At 71.1% G+C, this 19,964-nt stretch carries 17 protein-coding genes; 7 read left to right on the forward strand and 10 right to left on the reverse strand.

All coding sequences use genetic code 11. The annotated features are described in order from the left end of the window. Window positions 1-83: 83 nt before the first annotated feature. The 7 genes from sufU to ACLQ24_RS12985 form a co-directional block, all read right to left on the reverse strand. A complete protein-coding gene (sufU, locus tag ACLQ24_RS12955) occupies window positions 84-557 on the reverse strand; it encodes a Fe-S cluster assembly sulfur transfer protein SufU (RefSeq protein ID WP_425891551.1) in 474 nt (157 codons plus the stop codon). Window positions 558-559: 2 nt separating this feature from the next. Then, window positions 560-1,864, reverse strand: a complete 1,305-nt coding sequence (locus ACLQ24_RS12960) for a cysteine desulfurase (RefSeq protein WP_425891499.1) — start codon at window positions 1,862-1,864, stop codon at window positions 560-562. Between the two features lie 20 nt (window positions 1,865-1,884). Continuing rightward, window positions 1,885-2,658, reverse strand: a complete 774-nt coding sequence (gene sufC, locus ACLQ24_RS12965; protein WP_425891501.1) for a Fe-S cluster assembly ATPase SufC — start codon at window positions 2,656-2,658, stop codon at window positions 1,885-1,887. Then, entirely contained in the window at window positions 2,658-2,984 is a 327-nt protein-coding gene (locus ACLQ24_RS12970) for a non-heme iron oxygenase ferredoxin subunit (protein WP_425891502.1), read from the reverse strand. The genes sufC and ACLQ24_RS12970 overlap by 1 nt, the downstream gene beginning before the upstream one ends. After that, window positions 2,984-4,126: a Fe-S cluster assembly protein SufD gene (gene sufD, locus ACLQ24_RS12975; RefSeq protein ID WP_425891504.1), complete on the reverse strand. Its 1,143-nt coding sequence runs from the start codon at window positions 4,124-4,126 to the stop codon at window positions 2,984-2,986. The genes ACLQ24_RS12970 and sufD overlap by 1 nt, the downstream gene beginning before the upstream one ends. 92 nt (window positions 4,127-4,218) lie before the next feature. Further along, complete coding sequence (gene sufB, locus ACLQ24_RS12980; protein WP_074312771.1) at window positions 4,219-5,649, reverse strand: Fe-S cluster assembly protein SufB; 1,431 nt, start codon at window positions 5,647-5,649, stop codon at window positions 4,219-4,221. Then, window positions 5,646-6,347, reverse strand: coding sequence for a helix-turn-helix transcriptional regulator (locus ACLQ24_RS12985; RefSeq protein ID WP_425891553.1), 702 nt, complete (start codon window positions 6,345-6,347; stop codon window positions 5,646-5,648). The genes sufB and ACLQ24_RS12985 overlap by 4 nt, the downstream gene beginning before the upstream one ends. A 193-nt stretch (window positions 6,348-6,540) precedes the next feature. On the opposite strand from ACLQ24_RS12985, the gene ACLQ24_RS12990 reads away from it, so the two are divergent. After that, window positions 6,541-7,500 (forward strand): COX15/CtaA family protein, encoded by a 960-nt coding sequence (locus ACLQ24_RS12990; protein ID WP_425891506.1) that lies wholly within the window; start codon window positions 6,541-6,543, stop codon window positions 7,498-7,500. Window positions 7,501-8,367: 867 nt separating this feature from the next. On the opposite strand, the gene ACLQ24_RS12995 is transcribed toward ACLQ24_RS12990, so the two are convergent. The 3 genes from ACLQ24_RS12995 to ACLQ24_RS13005 form a co-directional block, all read right to left on the reverse strand. Then, window positions 8,368-9,288 (reverse strand): ATP-grasp domain-containing protein, encoded by a 921-nt coding sequence (locus tag ACLQ24_RS12995; protein ID WP_425891507.1) that lies wholly within the window; start codon window positions 9,286-9,288, stop codon window positions 8,368-8,370. Window positions 9,289-9,302: 14 nt separating this feature from the next. Next, window positions 9,303-9,638, reverse strand: a complete 336-nt coding sequence (locus ACLQ24_RS13000) for a hypothetical protein (RefSeq protein ID WP_425891509.1) — start codon at window positions 9,636-9,638, stop codon at window positions 9,303-9,305. A gap of 292 nt (window positions 9,639-9,930) precedes the next feature. Beyond that, window positions 9,931-10,884, reverse strand: a complete 954-nt coding sequence (locus ACLQ24_RS13005) for a heme o synthase (RefSeq protein ID WP_425891510.1) — start codon at window positions 10,882-10,884, stop codon at window positions 9,931-9,933. Between the two features lie 263 nt (window positions 10,885-11,147). On the opposite strand from ACLQ24_RS13005, the gene tkt reads away from it, so the two are divergent. The 6 genes from tkt to pgl all read left to right on the forward strand — a co-directional run bounded on the left by tkt (window position 11,148) and on the right by pgl (window position 19,625). Beyond that, on the forward strand, window positions 11,148-13,286 hold the full coding sequence (gene tkt, locus ACLQ24_RS13010) for a transketolase (RefSeq protein WP_425891512.1): 2,139 nt from the start codon (window positions 11,148-11,150) through the stop codon (window positions 13,284-13,286). Between the two features lie 15 nt (window positions 13,287-13,301). Continuing rightward, complete coding sequence (gene tal / locus ACLQ24_RS13015; RefSeq protein ID WP_425891513.1) at window positions 13,302-14,477, forward strand: transaldolase; 1,176 nt, start codon at window positions 13,302-13,304, stop codon at window positions 14,475-14,477. A 37-nt stretch (window positions 14,478-14,514) separates the two neighbouring features. Then, the gene (locus ACLQ24_RS13020; protein ID WP_425891515.1) at window positions 14,515-16,164 is read left to right on the forward strand and encodes a glucose-6-phosphate isomerase; all 1,650 of its coding nucleotides are present in this window, start codon (window positions 14,515-14,517) and stop codon (window positions 16,162-16,164) included. A 2-nt stretch (window positions 16,165-16,166) separates the two neighbouring features. Beyond that, complete coding sequence (gene zwf, locus ACLQ24_RS13025) at window positions 16,167-17,720, forward strand: glucose-6-phosphate dehydrogenase (protein WP_425891517.1); 1,554 nt, start codon at window positions 16,167-16,169, stop codon at window positions 17,718-17,720. After that, a complete protein-coding gene (locus ACLQ24_RS13030; RefSeq protein WP_425891519.1) occupies window positions 17,717-18,733 on the forward strand; it encodes a glucose-6-phosphate dehydrogenase assembly protein OpcA in 1,017 nt (338 codons plus the stop codon). The genes zwf and ACLQ24_RS13030 overlap by 4 nt, the downstream gene beginning before the upstream one ends. 121 nt (window positions 18,734-18,854) lie before the next feature. Next, complete coding sequence (pgl, locus tag ACLQ24_RS13035) at window positions 18,855-19,625, forward strand: 6-phosphogluconolactonase (RefSeq protein ID WP_425891521.1); 771 nt, start codon at window positions 18,855-18,857, stop codon at window positions 19,623-19,625. Window positions 19,626-19,964 lie beyond the last annotated feature (339 nt).

The following is a 19,964-nucleotide window of genomic DNA, read 5'->3' on the forward strand; positions in this document are numbered from 1 at the left end:
ACCGCCTACGACCCAGACCACCACAGAGCCCTCCAACAGCTGATCAGACAAGATCAACTTGCGGCGGCTTGACACAGAGCAACTCACGCCTTCACCTCCGGGCTCGCGCCCACGCCGGCGCGTGCCGCGGCGTCCTTGAACGCCATCCACGGCAGCAGCGCGCACTTGACCCGGGCGGGATAGCGGGCGACGCCCGCGAAGGCCACCCCGTCACCGAGTACGTCCTCGTCCGGCGTGACCTGGCCACGTCCGGACATCAACTCGACGAACGCCTCGTGCACCTCGAATGCTTCCCCGGTGCCCCGACCGCGCAGCAACTCGTGCAGGACGCTCGCCGACGCCTGGCTGATCGAGCAGCCCATGCCGTCGTACGAGATGTCGTGCAGCACGTTGCCGTCGGTGGCCACCCGGACGGTGACCTCGTCGCCGCAGGTCGGGTTGACGTGGTGCGCCTCGGCGACCTGGTCGCCCGGGTCGTCGGCGTCACGCAGGCCCCGCCCGTGCGGGTGCTTGTAGTGATCCAGGATGATCTCCTGGTAGAGCTGGTCGAGCTGCACCATCAGTCGAACACCTTCCGTACCTGCTCCAGACCGCCCACCAGGGCGTCGATCTCCCCGGTGGTGGTGTAGAGGTAGAACGACGCCCGGGTCATCGCCGGGACGCCGAACCGGCTGCAGACCGGCTTCGCGCAGTGGTGGCCCACCCGCACCTGCACGCCCAGCGAGTCGAGCACCTGGCCCACGTCGTGCGGGTGTACGTCACCGAGGGCGAACGAGATCGTGCCGCCCCGGCCGACCGGAACGGTCGGGCCGAAGATCCGCAGGTCGGGCACCGAACCGAGGGCGTCCAGCGCGTACGCCGTCAGCTCCTTCTCGTGCCACTGGATCGCCGGCATGCCGATGCCGGTGAGGTAGTCGACCGCCGCGCCGAGCGCGACCGCCTCGGCGATCGGCGGGGTGCCGGCCTCGAATCGGGCCGGCGGCGCGGCGAACGTCGACCGGGCCATGGTCACCGTCTCGATCATCGAACCGCCGCCCATCACCGGCGGCATGGCCGCCAGCAGCTCACCGCGGCCCCAGAGCACGCCGATGCCGGTCGGGCCGAGCATCTTGTGCCCGGTGAACACGATGTAGTCGGCGTCCAGGTCGACCACGTCGATGGGCAGGTGCGGCACCGACTGCGAGCAGTCCAGCAGCAGCAGCGCGCCCACCTCGCGGACCCGCGCGGCGATGCGGGACGTGGCGTTGACGGTGCCGAGGATGTTCGACATGTGCACCAGCGAGACGATCTTCGTCCGTTCGGTGACCAGATCCTCCAGGCCCGACTCGTCCAGCCGACCCTGATCGGTGACCGGGAACCAGCGCAGGGTCGCGCCGGTGCGCTCGCAGAGCAGCTGCCACGGGACGATGTTCGAGTGGTGCTCCATCTCGGAGATCACCACCTCGTCGCCCGGGCCGAGCCGGAACCGGGGGTCGGCGTCCGGACGCAGCGAAGCGTTCGAGAAGGCGTACGCCACGACGTTGATCGCCTCGGTGGAGTTCTTGGTGAACACCACCTCGTCGGTGCTCGGCGCGTTGATGAACGCGGCGATCTTGGCCCGCGCACCCTCGTACGCCTCGGTGGCCTCGGTGCCCAGGGTGTGCACCGAGCGCGACACGTTGGCGTTGTGCCGCGCGTAGTGCTCGTCGAGCACGTCGAGCACATGGCGCGGCTTGTGCGAGGTGTTGGCGCTGTCGAGGTAGACCAGCGGGTGCCCGTTGATCTCCCGATCGAGGATCGGGAAGTCGGCGCGCACCCGGGCCACGTCGAAACGTGGCACGTCGTCGTACTGCGGCATCCCCTCGGGGATCGCGATGCTGGTCATCTCGACAGCGCCTCTCTCGCTCAGGCCTTGGCCGTGCCGGCTCCGGCGGCGTACCGCTCGTAGCCCTCGGCCTCGAGCTTGTCGGCCAACTCCGGGCCGCCCTGCTCGACGATCCGACCGGCGACGAAGACGTGCACGAAATCCGGCTTGATGTAGCGCAGGATCCGCGTGTAGTGGGTGATCAGCAGCACGCCGGTGTCGCCGGTGTCGCGGACCCGGTTGACGCCCTCGCTGACCACCCGCAGCGCGTCCACGTCGAGACCCGAGTCGGTCTCGTCGAGGATCGCGATCTTCGGCTTGAGCAGCTCCAGCTGGACGATCTCGTGCCGCTTCTTCTCACCACCGGAGAAGCCCTCGTTGACGTTGCGCTGGGCGAACGCCGCGTCCATCTGGAGGCGCTCCATCGCGCCACGCAGCTCGCCGCCCCAGGTGCGCAGCTTCGGCGCCTCGCCGTCGATGGCGGTCTTCGCGGTCCGCAGGAAGTTCGCCACCGAGACGCCGGGCACCTCGACCGGGTACTGCATGGCCAGGAAGAGGCCGGCGCGGGCGCGCTCGTCGACGGTCATGGCCAGCACGTCCTCGCCGTCGAGGGTGACCGTGCCGCCGGTGATCTCGTACTTGGGGTGGCCGGCGATAGAGTACGCCAGGGTGGACTTGCCGGAGCCGTTCGGACCCATGATCGCGTGGGTCTCACCGGACTTCACGGTCAGGTCGACACCGGCCAGGATCGGCTTGAGCTCACCCTCGGGCAGCTTGACCGACACCTTCAGGTCGCGGATCTCCAGGGTGCTCATTATCGGGTCACTCCATTACTCGGCGTCAGGCTCAGGTAGATGTCACCGTCGCGGACTTCGACGGGGTAGACGGGTACGGGTTCGGTGGCCGGCAGGCCGGTCGGCGCGCCGGTGCGCAGGTCGAAGCGCGAGCCGTGCAGCCAGCACTCCAGCGTGCAGCCGTCGACCTCACCCTCGGAGAGGGCGACCGCGGCGTGCGAGCACTCGTCGTACGCGGCGTAGAACTGGCCGTCCTCGGCGTGCACCAGGGCGATCGGCGTGCCGTCGACGTCCGCTCTGATGGCGGTGCCCTTCGGCACGTCCTCGGTGGAGCAGATCCGGACCATCAGGCGCCGGCCTTGCTGAGTCGGGCCTCGATCGCGTCGCCCAGGCGCTCGCGCAGCGACTCCACCGGGATCTTGTTGATCACCTCGGCGAAGAACCCGCGGACCACCAGGCGGCGGGCCTCACCCTCCGGGATACCCCGGGCCATCAGGTAGAACAACTGCTCGTCGTCGAAGCGGCCGGTCGCGCTGGCATGGCCGGCGCCGGCGATCTCGCCGGTCTCGATCTCCAGATTGGGTACGGAGTCCGCGCGCGCGCCGTCGGTGAGCAGCAGGTTCCGGTTGATCTCGTACGTGTCGGTGCCGGTCGCCTCGGCCCGGATCAGCACGTCGCCGACCCAGACGGTGTGCGCGTCCGCGCCCTGCAGGGCGCCCCGGTAGCCGACGTAGCTGCGGCAGTCCGGCACGGAGTGGTCGACCAACTGCCGGTGCTCGAGGTGCTGGCCGCCGTCGGCGAAGTAGACCCCGTACAGCTCGGCCTCGCCACCGCGGCCCGTGTACTCCACGCTGGTGAACTGGCGCACCAGGTCACCGCCCAGGCTCACCTGCACGTGCGTCACCCGGGCGTCCCGGCCGAGCTTGATCTTGAGGTGCTGCGCCTGCACCGCGTCCGGTGCCCAGTCGGCCACGGTGACCAGGGTCAGCTTGGCCCCGTCGCCCACCGACACCTCGACGTTGTCGGCCAGCGTCGCCGAGCCGACGTGCTCCAGCACCAGCGTCAGCTCCGCGAAGCGGCCCACCTCGACGAAGGTGTGCCCGAAGGCCAGACCCTCGCCGCCGTCGCCGACCACCCGCACGCTCACCGGGGAGCCCACCAGGACATCACTCGCCACCGAGAGCAGCAGCGCCTGCCCGGCGCCGCCGTACGCGAGCGCGCTGACCCGGTCGACAGGGGTGAGCACGCTGCCCACCCGCGGGTCGTCGGTGCCGATGCGCTCGATGGCCACGCCCTCGGGCAGCTCGCCGTACTCGTGCCGGACCGTGCCGGCGCCGGCCTGCGCGTCGCCAGCTAGGCCGCGCAGCCGCTTGAGCGGGGTGAAACGCCACTCCTCCTCCAGGCCGGTGAGGGCCGGGAAGTCGGCGACGTCGTACGAGCGCAGCGCCTGCGACTTGGTGCTGGGCGGCGCGGAAGCCTGGGTAGTCATGTCTTCCTTGGTCTGTCTGTTCCGTGACGACGAGGTTGGGGCGGGGGTGCGGGCGGGCCGAGGTTCCGGCCCGCCCCGCGGGAGCGGCGGCGTCAGCCGACCGCGCCCTCCATCTGGAGCTCGATCAGGCGGTTCAGCTCCAGGGCGTACTCCATCGGGAGTTCCTTGGCGATCGGCTCGATGAAGCCACGCACGATCATGGCCATCGCCTCGTCCTCGCTCAGGCCCCGGCTCATCAGGTAGAAGAGCTGGTCGTCGCTGATCTTGGAAACGGTCGCCTCGTGCCCCATCGACACGTCGTCCTCGCGGATGTCGACGTACGGGTACGTGTCCGAGCGGGAGATGGTGTCGACCAGCAGCGCGTCGCACTTGACCGTGCTGCGGCTGTGGTGCGAGCCCTCCAGCACCTGCACCAGACCCCGGTACGAGGTACGGCCGCCGCCACGGGCGATCGACTTCGACACGATCGTCGAGGAGGTGTGCGGCGCGGCGTGCACCATCTTGGCGCCCGCGTCCTGGTGCTGGCCCTCGCCGGCCATCGCCACCGAGAGCACCTCGCCCTTGGCGTGCTCGCCGGTCATGTACACCGCCGGGTACTTCATGGTCACCTTCGAGCCGATGTTGCCGTCGACCCACTCCATGGTGGCGCCCTCGTGGCAGACGGCGCGCTTGGTGACCAGGTTGTAGACGTTGTTCGACCAGTTCTGGATGGTCGTGTAGCGGCAGCGCGCGTTCTTCTTGACGATGATCTCCACGACCGCGCTGTGCAGCGAGTCGGAGGAGTAGAGCGGCGCGGTGCAGCCCTCGACGTAGTGCACGTACGCGCCCTCGTCGACGATGATCAGCGTCCGCTCGAACTGGCCCATGTTCTCCGTGTTGATCCGGAAGTAGGCCTGCAGCGGGATCTCCACGTGCACGCCCTTCGGCACGTAGATGAACGAGCCGCCGGACCACACAGAGGTGTTCAGGGCGGCGAACTTGTTGTCACCGACCGGGATCACCGTGCCGAAGTACTCCTTGAAGACATCCTCGTGCTCGCGCAGCGCGGTGTCGGTGTCCAGGAAGAGGACGCCCTGCTCCTCAAGGTCCTCACGGATCTTGTGATAGACGACCTCGGACTCGTACTGCGCCGCCACGCCGGCGACCAGCCGCTGCTTCTCCGCCTCCGGGATGCCCAGCCGGTCGTAGGTGTTCTTGATGTCCTCGGGCAGGTCCTCCCAGCTGGTGGCCTGCTTCTCGGTGGACCGCACGAAGTACTTGATGTTGTCGAAGTCGATGCCGGTGAGGTCCGCGCCCCAGGCCGGCATGGGCTTACGGCCGAACAGCCGCAGACCCTTGAGGCGCAGGTCGAGCATCCAGGCCGGCTCGTTCTTCTTGGCCGAGATGTCCCGCACCACCGCCTCGTTGATGCCGCGCTGGGCGACCGCCCCTGCGGCGTCCGGGTCGGACCAGCCGTACTCGTAGCGACCCAGGGCGGCGAGCTGCTCTTCCTGCGTCAGGGGCTGGACGATCTGCTCGGTCATCTATCTGTCCTCACAGTGGTGACGGGATTACCGGATGGAACACGGCCCGGCTGGGCCGGGATGTGCGTCGTGCACACCCCGTCGCCGTGCGCGATGGTGGCCAGGCGCTGTACGTGGGTACCGACCAGACGGGAGATCACCGCGGTCTCGGCCTCGCACAGCTGGGGAAACTCGGCGGCCACGTGCGCCACCGGGCAGTGGTGCTGACAGAGCTGGCCGCCGGAGGCGATCGTGGTCGCGTTGGCAGCGTAACCCTCAGCGGTGAGCGCTCCGGCGAGTGCCTCAGCACGCGCGAGCGGGTCGTCGCCGGCGTCCTCCATGGCCGCGCGACAGCGCGACTCCAGCGCGGACACCTGCTCGGCGGCGAACGCGTCGACCGCGTCCGCTCCGCCGTTGTGGGCGATCCAGCGCAGTGCGGCGGTGGCCATGTTGTCGTAGTGGTGCGTGCCACAGCGGACCCGAGCGGCCTCGGTCAGGACGAACACCTTGGCCGGACGCCCCCGGCCACGGCTGCCCTGCACCGCCTGCTCGCGGGCGACCACGTCACCGTCGGCGAGCATCGCGTCCAGGTGGCGGCGGATCGCCGCCGGACTCAGGCCGAGCGCCAGACCGAGCTGCGCGGCGGTGGTGGCGCCCCGCTCCAGCAGCAACTGGGTGACGCGGTCCCGGGTGGAGGTCTCCGTCGCGGCGCTACCCAGCGCGGACGACGAGGCTCCGACGAGGGTGGACGCGGACGCGCCGACGGCCTGGTCAGCCGTCGGCTGGTGCCCGGAGAGCGCCGCCGCGTTTTTCACAACGCCAACGTTACGTAATTGCCCGGAGGGTGGCAAACCCGGGCCCCGGTGATCCGAACCACCGAGCCGACGAGTCGGACGAACCTCGATCGCTACGGTGCGTAGGATTTGCGCCGTGAACCGAATCGTCCGTCCGGTCTCCGGCACCCTGCTGCGCCGCCTCGCGCTCGCCTCGATCGTTGCGAACGTGGGCATCGTCGTCACCGGCGGGGCGGTCCGGTTGACCGCGTCGGGCCTCGGCTGCCCCACCTGGCCCCGGTGCACCGACGACTCGTACGTCACCACGCCCGAAATGGGTGCCTACGGGGTGATCGAGTTCAGCAACCGGATGCTGACCTTCGCGGTCGGCCTCATCGCGCTGGCCACCGTGCTGGCAGTGCTGGTCCACCGGCCCCGCCGGCCCGGGCTCCTCGCGCTGGCCGTCGCCGTGTTCTTCGGCATCCCCGCCCAGGCGGTGGTCGGCGGCATCACCGTGCTCACCAACCTCAACCCGTGGGTGGTCGGGCTGCACTTCCTCGCCTCGATGGCGGTGATCGCGGCCGCGTACGCCCTCTGGCGGCGCATTGGCGACCCGGACGGCCCGGCGGCCGCCGTGGTGCCCACTCCCCTGCGCACGCTCGCCCGGGTCACCACCGGCGTCACCGTCGCGGTGCTGGTGATCGGCACCTGGGTCACCGGCAGCGGGCCACACGCCGGCGACCACGGCGCGGCCCGCAACGGCCTGGACCCGGAGTCGATCTCCCAGGTCCACGCCGACGGGGTCTTCCTGCTGATCGGCCTGTCGGTGGCGCTCGTCTCCGCGTTCCGCGCGGTGGGCGCGCGACGGGCCACCCGGGCCGCAATCGTCCTGCTGGCGGTGGAGCTGGGCCAGGGACTCATCGGCTTCGTGCAGTACTTCACCCACGTACCGGCACTCCTGGTCGGCGCGCACATGCTCGGCTCGTGCCTGGTGCTGCTGGCCGCCCTCGCGGTCCAGTGGTCCACCCGCGAACGCCACCCGGCCGCCCCGGCACCCCAGACCACCACCGCGACGGAAGCCGAACCCGTCCCCGCCTGACCCACGCGCCCCGGGCATCGTCCCGCTCTTCCCGGGCATCTTCCCGCGCGCCTCGCCCCGCACTCCCGCACACGCGCGCCCCGCGCCCCGCGCCCTGCACTCCCGCGCCCCGCGCCCCCACTCCCGCGCCCCCACTCCCGCGCGCCGCGCCCCCGCCCACAGCCCGCGCCCCCGCTCCCGCGCCCGCACTCCCGCGCCCCGCGCCCCCCACTCCCGCGCCCCCCACTCCTGCGCGCCGCGCCGCCGCGCCCCCCACTCCCGCGCGCCGCGCCGCCGCGCGCCCGCGCCCGCACGCCGCGCCCCCGCCCACGCGCCTTCCGCAAGATCTGCGCAACTTCGAGGATGTTGCTGCTTCCGGGGCGCGGGAGACAGCAACATCCTCGAAGTTGCGCGGATCTTGACGGGGGACGAAGGACGAGCGGACGAGCAGACGAGCGGACGACGTGCGAGGACGGGCGAGCGCCGCGACGGCCCGGCGCGGCCGCTAGGACGCCCCGCACAGCTCATGGTCACGCTCGAACCTGGATGTAGTGGCATCGACCTGTCCGCGATGCCACTACATCCTGGAGATCCTGGATGTAGTGCGATCTTGCGAGCGTCGCCAGCGTTGCGGCAGGGCTGGCAGCGCCGAGGCGAGCCGCTAGCGTCGGGGCCGCCCGCCGGCGCCAACGCAGCGCCGACGTAGCGCCGCCGGCGTCGAGGCAGCACCGAGACAGCGCCGCCGGCGTCGAGGCAGCATCACCACCCACCGGCACTCCCACCCGACATTCGCACCTTCAGGGAGTTGTCGCCGCACCGCGCCACGGCGCAGCAGCCCCACCCCGGATCTTGGCGGGACACGCGGGATGCATCCCCTCCCTGACGGGGTCAGGCCGGGCGGGCCAGGTGGGTGGCGATCGCGGTGGCGAGGCGGTCGGGGGCGCCGTCGGCGTACCCGAGGAAGAGCGACGGCTCGGTGAGTTCCAGTTCGACGAGGACCGGGGCGCCGTCCGGGCCGGGAATCAGGTCGACGCGGGCGTAGAGCAGTTGGCGCGTACCGCCGGGCACCGCGGCGAGGGTCCGGTCCGCGACCGCGAGCTGCTCGATTCCGGCGGTGCGGGCGGTGATCTCCTCGGCCTTGTACAGCTCATCCGGACCGAGGTCGGGGCCGGTCAACATCGGGCCCTTGCGGATGGCGTGGCTGAACGCGAGACCGTCCGGGCCAGCAAGGAAGAGCAGCGCGGTCTCGCCCTCGGTGTCGACGGCGCTCAGGTACGGCTGGACCATGGTCGTCCGGCCGGCGGCCGAGAGGCGGCGTACGTGTGCCTCGGCCAGATCGCGGTGCTCCGGATCGGCCAGGTCGTAGCGGCCGGTGTCCTGGCTGCCCGCGCTGACCGCCGGTTTGATCACGTACTCGCCAATGTCGGCGGGCGGCGACCAGGCCTGGCCCGGCTCGACCCAGGAGGTCGACACCGTGGGTACGTCGGCGGCGCTCAACTCGCCGAGGTATCGCTTGTCGGTGTTCCACCGCACCACGTCGGCGGGGTTGACCAGGGTGGGCACGGTCGCGGCCCAGGCGACGAACTCGTCGCGGCGCAGCGCGTAGTCCCAGGGCGAGCGGAGCACGACCAGGTCGTACGCGGACCAGTCGACGCCCGGGTCGTCCCAGACGGCCGCCTCGGCGGCGATCCCCCGCGCGGTGAGCGGGTCGAGGACGAGGCGGTCGTCGGGGTCGAGGTCGACCAGGCGGGAGCAGGTGACGAGAGCGACCCGGGGTTCCCCCCGGGTCGACTGGTAGTGGTTGGTCAATTCAGCTATCTATCTCAGCGGGCCATCGTGCGCCGGGCCATCGACCGCCAGAGGTCGTTGCTCGGCCGCATCTGGTCCATCAGTTCACGCTCCCAGGCGTTCTCGACGGTGACTCCCGCCGTGGCGCACGCCTCCCGGGCCGTGACGGTATCCTCGGCGAACTGGTCGCCCCACTCACCGTCGGCGCCCACGAGGACGATCCGTGCGCCGCGCTTACCGACGTACTCGATGACGGCCTTCGCGCCGCCGTGCCCGGCGGCGAAGGCCTTGAGACCCGTGACCAGGCCCTGCGGGGCCTGCTCGCCAGAGGTCTGCTCGGCCGTCAGCGTCGTATCGGAACCATCTGCCATGACGCGAAGCCTAAGCAGAGTTCCACTCGCGCGGGCGAGAACCATGAAGCTTTTGTGATGCCAATTACCTACAGGTTTAAGAGAAGCCACGGGCTTCCTGTCCGCTTAAATCCGGACTTTCCCGCTGCAAACGTCACGGCAAACCCGGTCGCAGCTCGCCGAGGTTGAGCCGATCCAACTCATGCCGAAAGTTACTCTGATGTGACATTAACCCGGGACAACTCATCCATGATGATGAATGTGCGCCGGATTGCCGCCGGAAACCACGACGCGTCGACCGCGAGCCGCAGGGTCAGATCAGCGCGTCGAGCGCGACGGCCACGAAGACGATCGTCAGGTACGTCGTGGACCAGTGGAACAGCCGCATCGGCTTGACCGCCTCGCCACGGGTCGCACGGCGGCAGAGCCGGTGCGCCTCGACCAGGAAGATGGCGCCCACCGCGAGGGTCGGCACGCCGTAGATCGCGCTCAGGCCCAGCGGCCAGACCGCGAGGGAGGTCAGCACGGTGAGCCAGGCGAAGATCAGGATCTCGGCGTTCACCCGGCGGGTCGAGGCCACCACGGGCAGCATCGGGATGCCGGCGCGGGCGTAGTCGTCCTTGTACTTCATGGCGAGCGGGTAGAAGTGCGGCATCTGCCAGAAGAAGACCACCGCGAACAGGCCCCAGGCCGCCGGGGCGAGCCCGCCGGTCACCGCCGCCCACCCGATCAGCACCGGAGCGGCCCCGCAGGCGCCACCCCAGAACGTGTTCGTCGGGGTGGAGCGCTTGAGCCAGAGCGTGTAGACGACATCGTAGTAGACGATCGCGGCGAGCGTCAGACCGGCGGCGAGCAGGTTGGTGAACGCCGCCATCAGCACGATCGAGACCGCCGCCAGCACCAGACCGAACACCAGGGCGCTGCGCGGCGACACCGTGTGCGCCGGCAGCGGGCGGCGCTTGGTCCGCCGCATGAGCTGGTCGATGTCCCGGTCGATGTAGCAGTTGAGGACGCTGGCCGCCCCCGCGGCGAGCGAGCCACCGATGAGCACCACGGCCATCAGCCACAGCGGCGGCAGTCCCCCGTCGGCGAGCATCATCGCCGGGATGGTGGTGACCAGCAGCAGCTCGACGATGCGCGGCTTGGTCAGCGCCACGTACGCCGCCAGGATCGCGCGCACGTCCCGCCGCGCCACCGGACCCTCGGCCGCCCGCGCCGGCGACTGCCCGGCGGGGTTGCTCGCGGGGCGCTCGGTGATCATGCTCACGGATTGCCACCTTCCGGCATCGGGACGGGGAGATCGGGTCGGCGGGGCCGCTCGGGGACCGCACACCGACCCACACACTACGCGTTGTCGTTTTGGCTGCCCGGCCGACCCGACAACGGTGCGGGCCGTCACACGACCGGGTTGAACGACTTGGCCCGCAGTCACGTACCGCACACCATGCGAGATCCCCGAGCGGACGTTTAGTCACGCTCGATAGGGTCACCGATGAGGGTTCCGCCCATCTGCCAAGGAGCACAACCATCGTGGCTGCCAACCGACCCGAGCACTCCGAACTCAACTGGTCCGACCTCGATCGCCGGGCCGTCGACACCGTCCGCGTGCTGGCCATGGATGCCGTGGAGAAATCCGGCAACGGCCACCCGGGCACCGCGATGAGCCTCGCGCCCGCGGCCTTCCTTCTCTTCAACCGGGTCATGCGGCACAACCCGGCCGACCCGAACTGGCCCGGCCGGGACCGGTTCGTCCTCTCCGCGGGCCACTCGAGCCTGACGCTGTACATCCAGCTCTTCCTGTCCGGCTACCCGCTGAGCCTGGACGACCTGAAGTCGCTGCGGCAGTGGGGCTCGATGACCCCGGGCCACCCGGAGCACGGGCACACGCCGGGCGTCGAGACCACCACCGGTCCGCTCGGGCAGGGCCTGGGCAACGCGGTCGGCATGGCCATGGCGGCCCGTCGCGAGCGCGGCCTGTTCGACCCGGAGGCCGAGCCGGGCGCGTCGGTCTTCGACCACAACATCTGGTGCATCGTCTCCGACGGCGACATCGAGGAGGGCATCAGCCACGAGGCCAGCGCCCTCGCCGGGCACCAGCAGCTGGGCAGCCTCACGGTGATCTACGACGACAACGAGATCTCGATCGAGGACGACACCCGCATCGCCAAGAGCGAGGACGTCGCGGCCCGCTACGAGGCGTACGGCTGGCACGTGCAGACCGTCGACTGGCGCAGCGGCGACGCCGACCAGGGCGACTACCACGAGAACGTCGAGGCGCTGTACGACGCGCTGCTGGCCGCCAGGGCGGAGACCACCCGCCCCTCCTTCATCGCGCTGCGCACCATCATCGGCTGGCCCGCGCCCAACAAGCAGAACACCGGCAAGATCCACGGCTCGGCGCTCGGCGCCGACGAGGTGAAGGCCACCAAGCGGATCCTCGACTTCGACCCGGAGCAGACCTTCCAGGTCGACGAGGAGGTGCTGGGGCACGCCCGCGCGGTGATGGGTCGTGGCTCCGACGCCGAGCAGGAGTGGACCGCCTCGTTCGACGCCTGGAAGAAGGCCAACCCGGAGCGCACGGCGCTCTACGAGCGGCTCGCCGGCCGGGTGCTGCCCGACGGCTGGACCGACGCGCTGCCGGTCTTCCCCGCCGACGCCAAGGGTGTGGCCACCCGGGCGGCGTCCGGCAAGGTGCTGGAGGCGCTCGCGCCGGTGCTGCCGGAGCTGTGGGGCGGCTCGGCCGACCTGGCGGAGAGCAACAACACCACCATGAAGGGCGAGCCGTCGTTCATCCCGGCGGAGCACGTGACCAAGGACTTCCCGGGCGACGAGTACGGCCGCACGCTGCACTTCGGCATCCGTGAGCACGCCATGGGCGCCATCCTCAACGGCATCGCCCTGCACGGCGGCACCCGCCCGTACGGCGGCACGTTCCTGGTGTTCAGCGACTACATGCGCCCGTCGGTGCGGCTGGCGGCGCTGATGAAGCTGCCGGTGACGTACGTCTGGACGCACGACTCGATCGGTCTGGGCGAGGACGGCCCGACCCACCAGCCGGTGGAGCACCTGACCGCGCTGCGCGCCATTCCGGGCCTGGACGTGGTCCGCCCGGCGGACGCCAACGAGACGGCCTGGGCCTGGCGACTGGCGCTGGAGCACACCGACCGGCCGACCGCGATGGCGCTGAGCCGCCAGCCGCTGCCGACCCTGGACCGGGACGTCCTGGGCGACGTGGCCGGTGTGGCCAAGGGTGGCTACGTGCTGGCCGAGGCGTCCAACGGCAAGCCTCAGGTGATCATCATCGGCACCGGGTCCGAGGTGCAGCTCGCCCTGACCGCCCGGGAGCGGCTGGAGGCCGACGGCACCCCGACCCGGGTCGTCTCGATGCCCTGCCAGGAGTGGTTCTACGAGCAGGACGAGGCGTACCGGGAGTCGGTGCTCCCGCGCGGGGTAAAGGCACGGGTGAGCGTGGAGGCGGGCATCGCGATGTCCTGGCGCGGAGTCGTCGGTGACCTGGGTGAGAGCGTCAGCCTGGAGCACTACGGAGCGAGCGCCCCGCACACCGTGCTCTTCGAGCAGTTCGGGTTCACCCCCGACCGGATCGTGGCGGCGGCGCACGCCTCGCTGGCTCGGGTAGGCGACATCACCGGTTTCACAACCGGCAACTGAGGGAGCGTGGACGGCATGACCGACAAGCTGAATGAGCTCACCGCCGCGGGTGTGGCGGTCTGGCTCGATGATCTTTCCCGGGTGCGTTTGAGCTCCGGAGGGCTGGACCAGCTCCGCCGTGAGAAGCACGTCGCCGGGGTCACCACCAACCCGACGATCTTCGCGAAGGCGTTGAGCGACGCCGACGAGTACAACTGGCAGCTGCGCGACCTGGCCATCCGTGGCGTGGACGTGGAAGAGGCCGTCCGGATGCTCACCACGTACGACGTACGGTGGGCGTGTGACGTGATGCGCCCGTCGTACGACGGCAGTGCCGGCGTGGACGGCCGGGTCTCGATCGAGGTGGACCCGCGCAGCGCGCACGACGCGGACAAGACGGTCGCCGAGGCCAAGGCGCTGTGGTGGCTGGTCGACCGGCCCAACCTCTTCATCAAGATCCCGGCCACCCAGGAGGGCCTGTCGGCGATCACCGACACGCTGGCCGAGGGGATCAGCGTCAACGTGACGCTGATCTTCGGTCTGGACCGCTACTCGGCGGTCATGGAGGCCTTCCTGACCGGTCTGGAGCAGGCCAAGGCGAACGGGCACGACCTGTCGAAGATCGGCTCGGTCGCGTCGTTCTTCGTCTCCCGCGTCGACTCCGAGGTCGACAAGAGGCTGGAGAAGCTCGGCTCGGACCAGGCCAAGGCGCTGCGGGGCAAGGCCGCCGTGGCCAACGCGCAGCTGGCGTACGAGCGCTACACCGAGGTCTTCTCCTCGGACCGCTGGAAGGCGCTCGAGGCCGCCGGGGCGCACCCGCAGCGGCCGCTGTGGGCCTCCACCTCGACGAAGAACCCGGACTACCGGGACGTCATCTACGTCGAGGAGCTGATCGCCGCCGGCACGGTCAACACCATGCCGGAGTCGGTCATCCACGCGTACGCCGATCATGGCGAGACCCGCGGTGACACCGTCACCGGGTCCTACGACGCGGCCCGGAAGGTCTTCACGGACCTGGAGTCGGCCGGGGTGGACATGTCCGACGTGATCGCCACCCTCGAGCGCGAGGGCGTGGAGAAGTTCGAGGCGAGCTGGCAGGAGCTGCTCGACGGCGTCAGCAAGTCGCTGGAGGCGGCCGGCGCCGGTAAGGGCGCTCCGAACAAGGCAGCCAAGGGCAACGCCAAGGCCGCCGAGAAGGCCGGTGGCGCGTGAGCGACCGAATCAGCACGCAGCGAAGCGGAGTGGCGGCATGAGTGACCTTCTCGCAGGGCCGGTGGAGGCCGCTGCCGGGCTCGCCGTGTACGGCGCGGACGCGGTCGACAAGTCCGCGCCCGCCTCGACCCGGGAGGCGCTGGTCAAGGCCGGCGTCCCCGGCCGGCTGGCCGCCAAGGAAACGGGCCTGTGGGGTCCGGACGCCGAGGCCGAGGCGAAGATCCGGCTCGGTTGGGTGGACACCCACCGGCGCAGCCGGGAGCTGCTCGCGCAGCTCGCCGAGCTGAAGGCGGAGCTGGCCGACCTGGACCACGTGGTGCTCGCCGGGATGGGCGGCTCGTCGCTCGCCCCCGAGGTGATCACGCGGACCCTGGGCCGGCCGCTGACCGTGCTGGACACCACCGACCCGGGTCAGGTCCGCGCGGCCCTCGGTGACCGGCTGGAACGCACCGTGGTGGTGGTCGCCAGCAAGTCCGGCTCGACGGTGGAGACCGACAGCCACCGCCGCGCCTACTGGCAGGCGTTCCTGGACGCCGGGATGACCGAGGCGGAGGCCGGCCGGCACTTCGTCATCGTCACCGACCCGGGGTCGCCGTTGGAGACGACCGCGACGGAGATGGGCGCGTTCACCGTGCTCGCCGACCCGAACGTGGGCGGCCGGTACTCGGCGCTGACCGCGTTCGGGCTGGTGCCGTCCGCGCTGGCCGGTGTCGAGGTGTCCGAGCTGATCGACCAGGCCGACGCGTTGGCCGAGTCGCTCGCCTCCGACCGCGACAATCCGGCGCTGGCGCTGGGCGCCGCGCTGGGGGCCGCCGCCACGCTGGCCCGTGACAAGGTCGCCCTGGTGTCCGACGGCACCGGCATCGACGGCCTGGGCGACTGGGCCGAGCAGCTCATCGCCGAGTCGACCGGCAAGGCCGGCGTGGGCATCCTGCCGGTGGTCGTGGAGTCCCCGCAGAGCCCCGGCGCGACCGGTTCCGACGTGCTGACCGTCAGCTACGGCGGCGCGCTGGCCGCCGGTGACGTGCCGGGCGGCGGCGCGGACCCGGACGTGGCCGTCAACGGCCCGCTCGGCGCGCAGTTCCTGGCCTGGGAGTACGCCACCGCGGTGGCCGGCGTGGTGCTCGGCATCGACCCGTTCAACCAGCCGAACGTCACCGAGTCCAAGGAGAACACCAACAAGATCCTCGCCTCGGGCCTGCCGGCGGAGACGCCGTCGTTCACCGAGGGCGCGATCGAGGTGTACGCGCCGCAGGGCGCGCCCGGTGACCTGGCCGGCGTGCTGCGGTGGCTGCTCGACGGGCTGGGCGACGACGGCTACCTCGCCGTCATGGCGTACCTCGACCGGTTCGCCGACGCCGACGCGGCCCGGCTGCGGCCGCTGCTGGCCGGCGCGTCCGGCCGACCCGTCACCTTCGGGTGGGGGCCGCGGTTCCTGCACTCCACCGGCCAGTACCACAAGGGCGGCCCCCAGGTGGGCAGCTACCTTCAGGTGACCGGCGCGGTCGCGGAGGATCTGGACGTGCCGGGCAAGCCGTACACCTTCGGCGAGTTGCAGGCGGCACAGGCCGCCGGCGACCGGCAGGCCCTCGCCGGCCGGGAGCGGCCGGTACTGCGGCTGCACCTGACCGACCGGGCAGCCGGCGTCGCCCAACTACTGGACGCGGCCGGTGATCTGCGGGCGTGAGGATGGACGACGTGACTGAAGCGGAGCGAGGAGGCGGTTCGGTGAACCCGCTGCGCGACCCGCAGGACCGCCGGTTGCCCCGGATCCCGGAGCCGTGCGCTCTGGTGATCTTCGGGGTGACCGGTGACCTGGCCCGCAAGAAGCTGCTTCCTGCGGTCTACGACCTGGCGAACCGGGGGCTGCTGCCGCCCGGTTTCGTGGTGCTCGGGTTCGCCCGCCGCGACTGGGGTGACGGCGACTTCGAGACCCTCGCGTGCGAGGCGGCCCGCAAGCACGCCCGTACCCCGTGGCGGGACGAGGTGTGGGCACGGCTGGCCGGCAACATCAAGTTCGTCGGCGGGTCGTTCGACGACGACGCGGCCTTCGACCAGCTCGCCGCGACGCTGGACGACCTGCGGCAGACCCACGGCATCGCTGGCAACGCGGCGTTCTACTTCTCCATCCCGCCCGCCGCGTTCCCCGTCGTGCTCAAGCAACTGGCCCGCACCGGGATGGCCGACAACGAGAAGTCCGGCGGCTGGCGGCGGGTCGTGGTGGAGAAGCCGTTCGGCAACGACCTGCCCTCGGCGAAGGCGCTCAACGACCTGGTCGACGACGTGTTCACCCGGCAGGACGTCTTCCGGATCGACCACTACCTGGGCAAGGAGACGGTCCAGAACATCCTGGCCCTGCGGTTCGCCAACAACCTGTTCGAGCCGCTGTGGAACTCGAAGTACGTCGACTCGGTGCAGATCACCATGGCCGAGGACGTCGGCATCGGCACCCGGGCCGGCTTCTACGACACCGTCGGCACCGCCCGCGACGTCCTGCAGAACCACCTGCTCCAGCTCCTCGCCCTGGTGGCGATGGAGGAGCCGACCAGCTTCGACGCGGACGAGATCCGCGCCGAGAAGCTGAAGGTGCTCAAGGCGATCACCCTGCCGAAGGACGTGGTCCGGGACACCGTCCGCGGCCAGTACCTGCCCGGCTGGGTGGGCGGCGAACGCGCTGTCGGCTACCGGGAGGAGCGGGACGTCCCCGCCGACTCCACGACGGAGACGTACGTGGCGGTACGCCTCGGCATCCAGAACCGCCGCTGGGCCGAGGTGCCGTTCTACATCCGGGCCGGCAAGCGACTCCCCCGGCGGGTCACCGAGGTCGCCATCATGTTCAAGAAGGCGCCACACCTGCCGTTCAACGACGCCGACATGGAGTCGCTGGGCAACAACCAACTGGTCATCCGGGTGCAGCCGGACGAGGGCGTGGTGCTCAAGTTCGGCTCGAAGGTGCCGGGCACCACCATGGAGGTCCGCGACATCGCGATGGACTTCCAGTACGGCGAGGCGTTCACCGAGTCCAGCCCGGAGGCGTACGAGCGCCTCGTCCTGGACGTGCTGATCGGGGACCGCACCCTGTTCCCGGACGCAGCCGAGGTCGAGCAGAGCTGGCAGGTCATCGACCCGCTGGAGCACGCCTGGGTGGGCACCACGCCGGAGCCGTACCGGGCCGGCGAGTGGGGGCCACGGGCGGCCGACGAGATGCTGGCCCGCGAGGGTCGCGCTTGGAGAAGAGCATGATCGGGCTGTGGGACACCACCGGCAACGAGGTGGTCAAGGCGCTGGCCGCCGAGCGGCGTAGCGCCGGTGGTGTGGCCAGTGGCATGGCGCTCACCCTCATCGTGGTGGTGGACGAGAAGCGGGTCCGCGAGGCGGAGGCGGCGGCGACCATCGCCGCCGCCGCCCACCCGTGCCGGCTGGTGGTCGTGGTCCGCTCCGACATCGAGCGGGAACGCAACCGGCTGGACGCGGAGATCGTGGTCGGTGGTCGCCTCGGCCCGTGCGAGGCGGTGGTCACCCGGATGTACGGGCGACTCGCCCTGCACGCCGAGTCGGTGGTGATGCCGCTGCTGGTGCCGGACGTACCGGTGGTGACCTGGTGGCACGGTGAGCCGCCCGCAGAGATCGCCACCGACTTCCTCGGTGTGGTCGCCGACCGGCGGATCACCGACACGGCGCAGGCCGCCGACCCGGTGGAGGCGCTGCGCCAGCGGGCCCGGGACTACGCCCCGGGCGACACCGACCTGGCGTGGACCCGGATCACCCCGTGGCGGACCCTGGTGGCCGGTGCGTTCGACACCACCGAGGCGAAGGTCACCGAGGCGACCGTCGTCGGGCCGCCCAGCGACCCGACGGCGGCGCTGATGGTCGGCTGGCTGTCCAGCCGGCTCGGCATCACCCCGCGCCGGGTGGACACCGACGAGTTCCCCCGGATGCGGGAGGTGCAGTTGACCTGCGCCAACGGCGACAAGCTGACGCTGACCCGCGAGGACAGCCTGGCGGTGTTCCGGCGTACCGGCCAGGACGACCGGACCCTGCCGCTGGTCCGTCGGCCGCTCGGCGACGAGTTGGCCGAGGAACTGCGCCGTCTCGACGCCGACCAGGTGTACGCGGAGACGTTGGGCGCGACCGCCGGCCTGCGCGGTCTGGAACAGCGCCCACCGCAGCGGGTGCACGTCTGGAAGGATCCGGCCACCGCCCAGCGCGCCGAGGCCGGGGTCGCCGCGCACACCGGCACGAGCGGCGAGAGCTGAGCAGCACGACACCCGAGGGCCGGGACGCCACGTCCCGGCCCTCCACCGCCACCTCCGGACGTTCCGTCCGGGCACGACGCTACAGCGACCGCCCAGCGGTCCGGAAACGAAGGCACAACGCATGAGTGAGGCGAGTGTCGCCGTCCACGCCGACGCCGATCTGCTGGCGCAGGCCGTGGCAGCCCGACTGCTGGTGAAGGTCCTCGACGCCCAGGCCGACCGGGGTGAGGCCGCGCTGGTGCTCACCGGTGGTCGTGTCGCCGCGGCCGTCTACCGGGCCGTGGCGCAGTTGCCGGCCCGCGACGCGGTCGACTGGTCCCGGGTCGACGTGTGGTGGGGCGACGAACGGTTCCTGCCCGCCGGCGACCCGGAGCGCAACGAGACCCAGGCCCGGGCCGCCCTGCTGGACTCGGTGCCGCTGGACCCGGCCCGGGTGCACCCCATGCCGGCCTCCGACGGGCCGGCCGGCAACGACCCCGAGGCGGCCGCCGCCGCGTACGCCGAGGAGTTGGCTCACGCCGCCCGGCCGGGGCACGCCACGCTGCCGCACTTCGACGTGCTGATGCTCGGTGTCGGCGAGGACGGGCACGTCGCCTCGGTCTTCCCGGAGCACCCCGTGCACCACGACACGCGGCCGGTCAGCGCGGTGCGGGGCAGCCCGAAGCCGCCGCCGGTGCGGACCACCCTCACCCTGCCGGCGATCAACACCGCCGAGGAGGTCTGGCTCGTGGCCGCCGGTGCCGACAAGGCACGCGCGGTGGGCATCGCGCTGGCCGGCGCAGGGCCGGTGCAGGTGCCGGCCGCCGGGGTGCACGGCGTGGACCGTACCCGCTGGCTGCTGGACCGCGCGGCCGCCGCCGACGTGCCGGCCCGACTGCGCAGCCTACGTTAGCTTGATTTTCGACCTGTGCAGCCTGGTCGAAGGGGCAGACGCTGCGGTGCTGTCGGTCTCTTCCAAGGTGGGCGCAGGTCGGCGGCCGCGATGGCATCAACTTCCATTCCCGCACTGGGGGTGACAACGCCGGCCACCGACTCTGCTCCCACACCGGTCACCGAAAGTGAGCACGGTGAACTGCTGCAGACGCTGGCCGAGGTCCCGGACCCGGGTGACCCGCGCGGGGTGCGGTATCCCCTCGCGGGTCACCCGGGACTCCTCCGTCATCGCCACATTGCGTAACACCGCGATCGGCTATCAACCACTGCACCAACGGTGCGGCCAACATCGCCCGTG

Source organism: Micromonospora sp. DT4, from assembly GCF_049841675.1.
Classification (GTDB): domain Bacteria; phylum Actinomycetota; class Actinomycetes; order Mycobacteriales; family Micromonosporaceae; genus Micromonospora.

Excerpts from the sequence above, each read along its gene's own strand:
- ACLQ24_RS12960 (WP_425891499.1), bottom strand. The coding sequence starts at position 1,864 with ATGACCAGCATCGCGATCCCCGAGGGGATGCCGCAGTACGACGACGTG.
- sufC (WP_425891501.1), bottom strand. The coding sequence starts at position 2,658 with ATGAGCACCCTGGAGATCCGCGACCTGAAGGTGTCGGTCAAGCTGCCC.
- ACLQ24_RS12970 (WP_425891502.1), bottom strand. The coding sequence starts at position 2,984 with ATGGTCCGGATCTGCTCCACCGAGGACGTGCCGAAGGGCACCGCCATC.
- sufD (WP_425891504.1), bottom strand. The coding sequence starts at position 4,126 with ATGACTACCCAGGCTTCCGCGCCGCCCAGCACCAAGTCGCAGGCGCTG.
- sufB (WP_074312771.1), bottom strand. The coding sequence starts at position 5,649 with ATGACCGAGCAGATCGTCCAGCCCCTGACGCAGGAAGAGCAGCTCGCC.
- ACLQ24_RS13000 (WP_425891509.1), bottom strand. The coding sequence starts at position 9,638 with ATGGCAGATGGTTCCGATACGACGCTGACGGCCGAGCAGACCTCTGGC.
- tal (WP_425891513.1), top strand. The coding sequence starts at position 13,302 with ATGACCGACAAGCTGAATGAGCTCACCGCCGCGGGTGTGGCGGTCTGG.
- ACLQ24_RS13020 (WP_425891515.1), top strand. The coding sequence starts at position 14,515 with ATGAGTGACCTTCTCGCAGGGCCGGTGGAGGCCGCTGCCGGGCTCGCC.
- zwf (WP_425891517.1), top strand. The coding sequence starts at position 16,167 with ATGGACGACGTGACTGAAGCGGAGCGAGGAGGCGGTTCGGTGAACCCG.
- ACLQ24_RS13030 (WP_425891519.1), top strand. The coding sequence starts at position 17,717 with ATGATCGGGCTGTGGGACACCACCGGCAACGAGGTGGTCAAGGCGCTG.
- pgl (WP_425891521.1), top strand. The coding sequence starts at position 18,855 with ATGAGTGAGGCGAGTGTCGCCGTCCACGCCGACGCCGATCTGCTGGCG.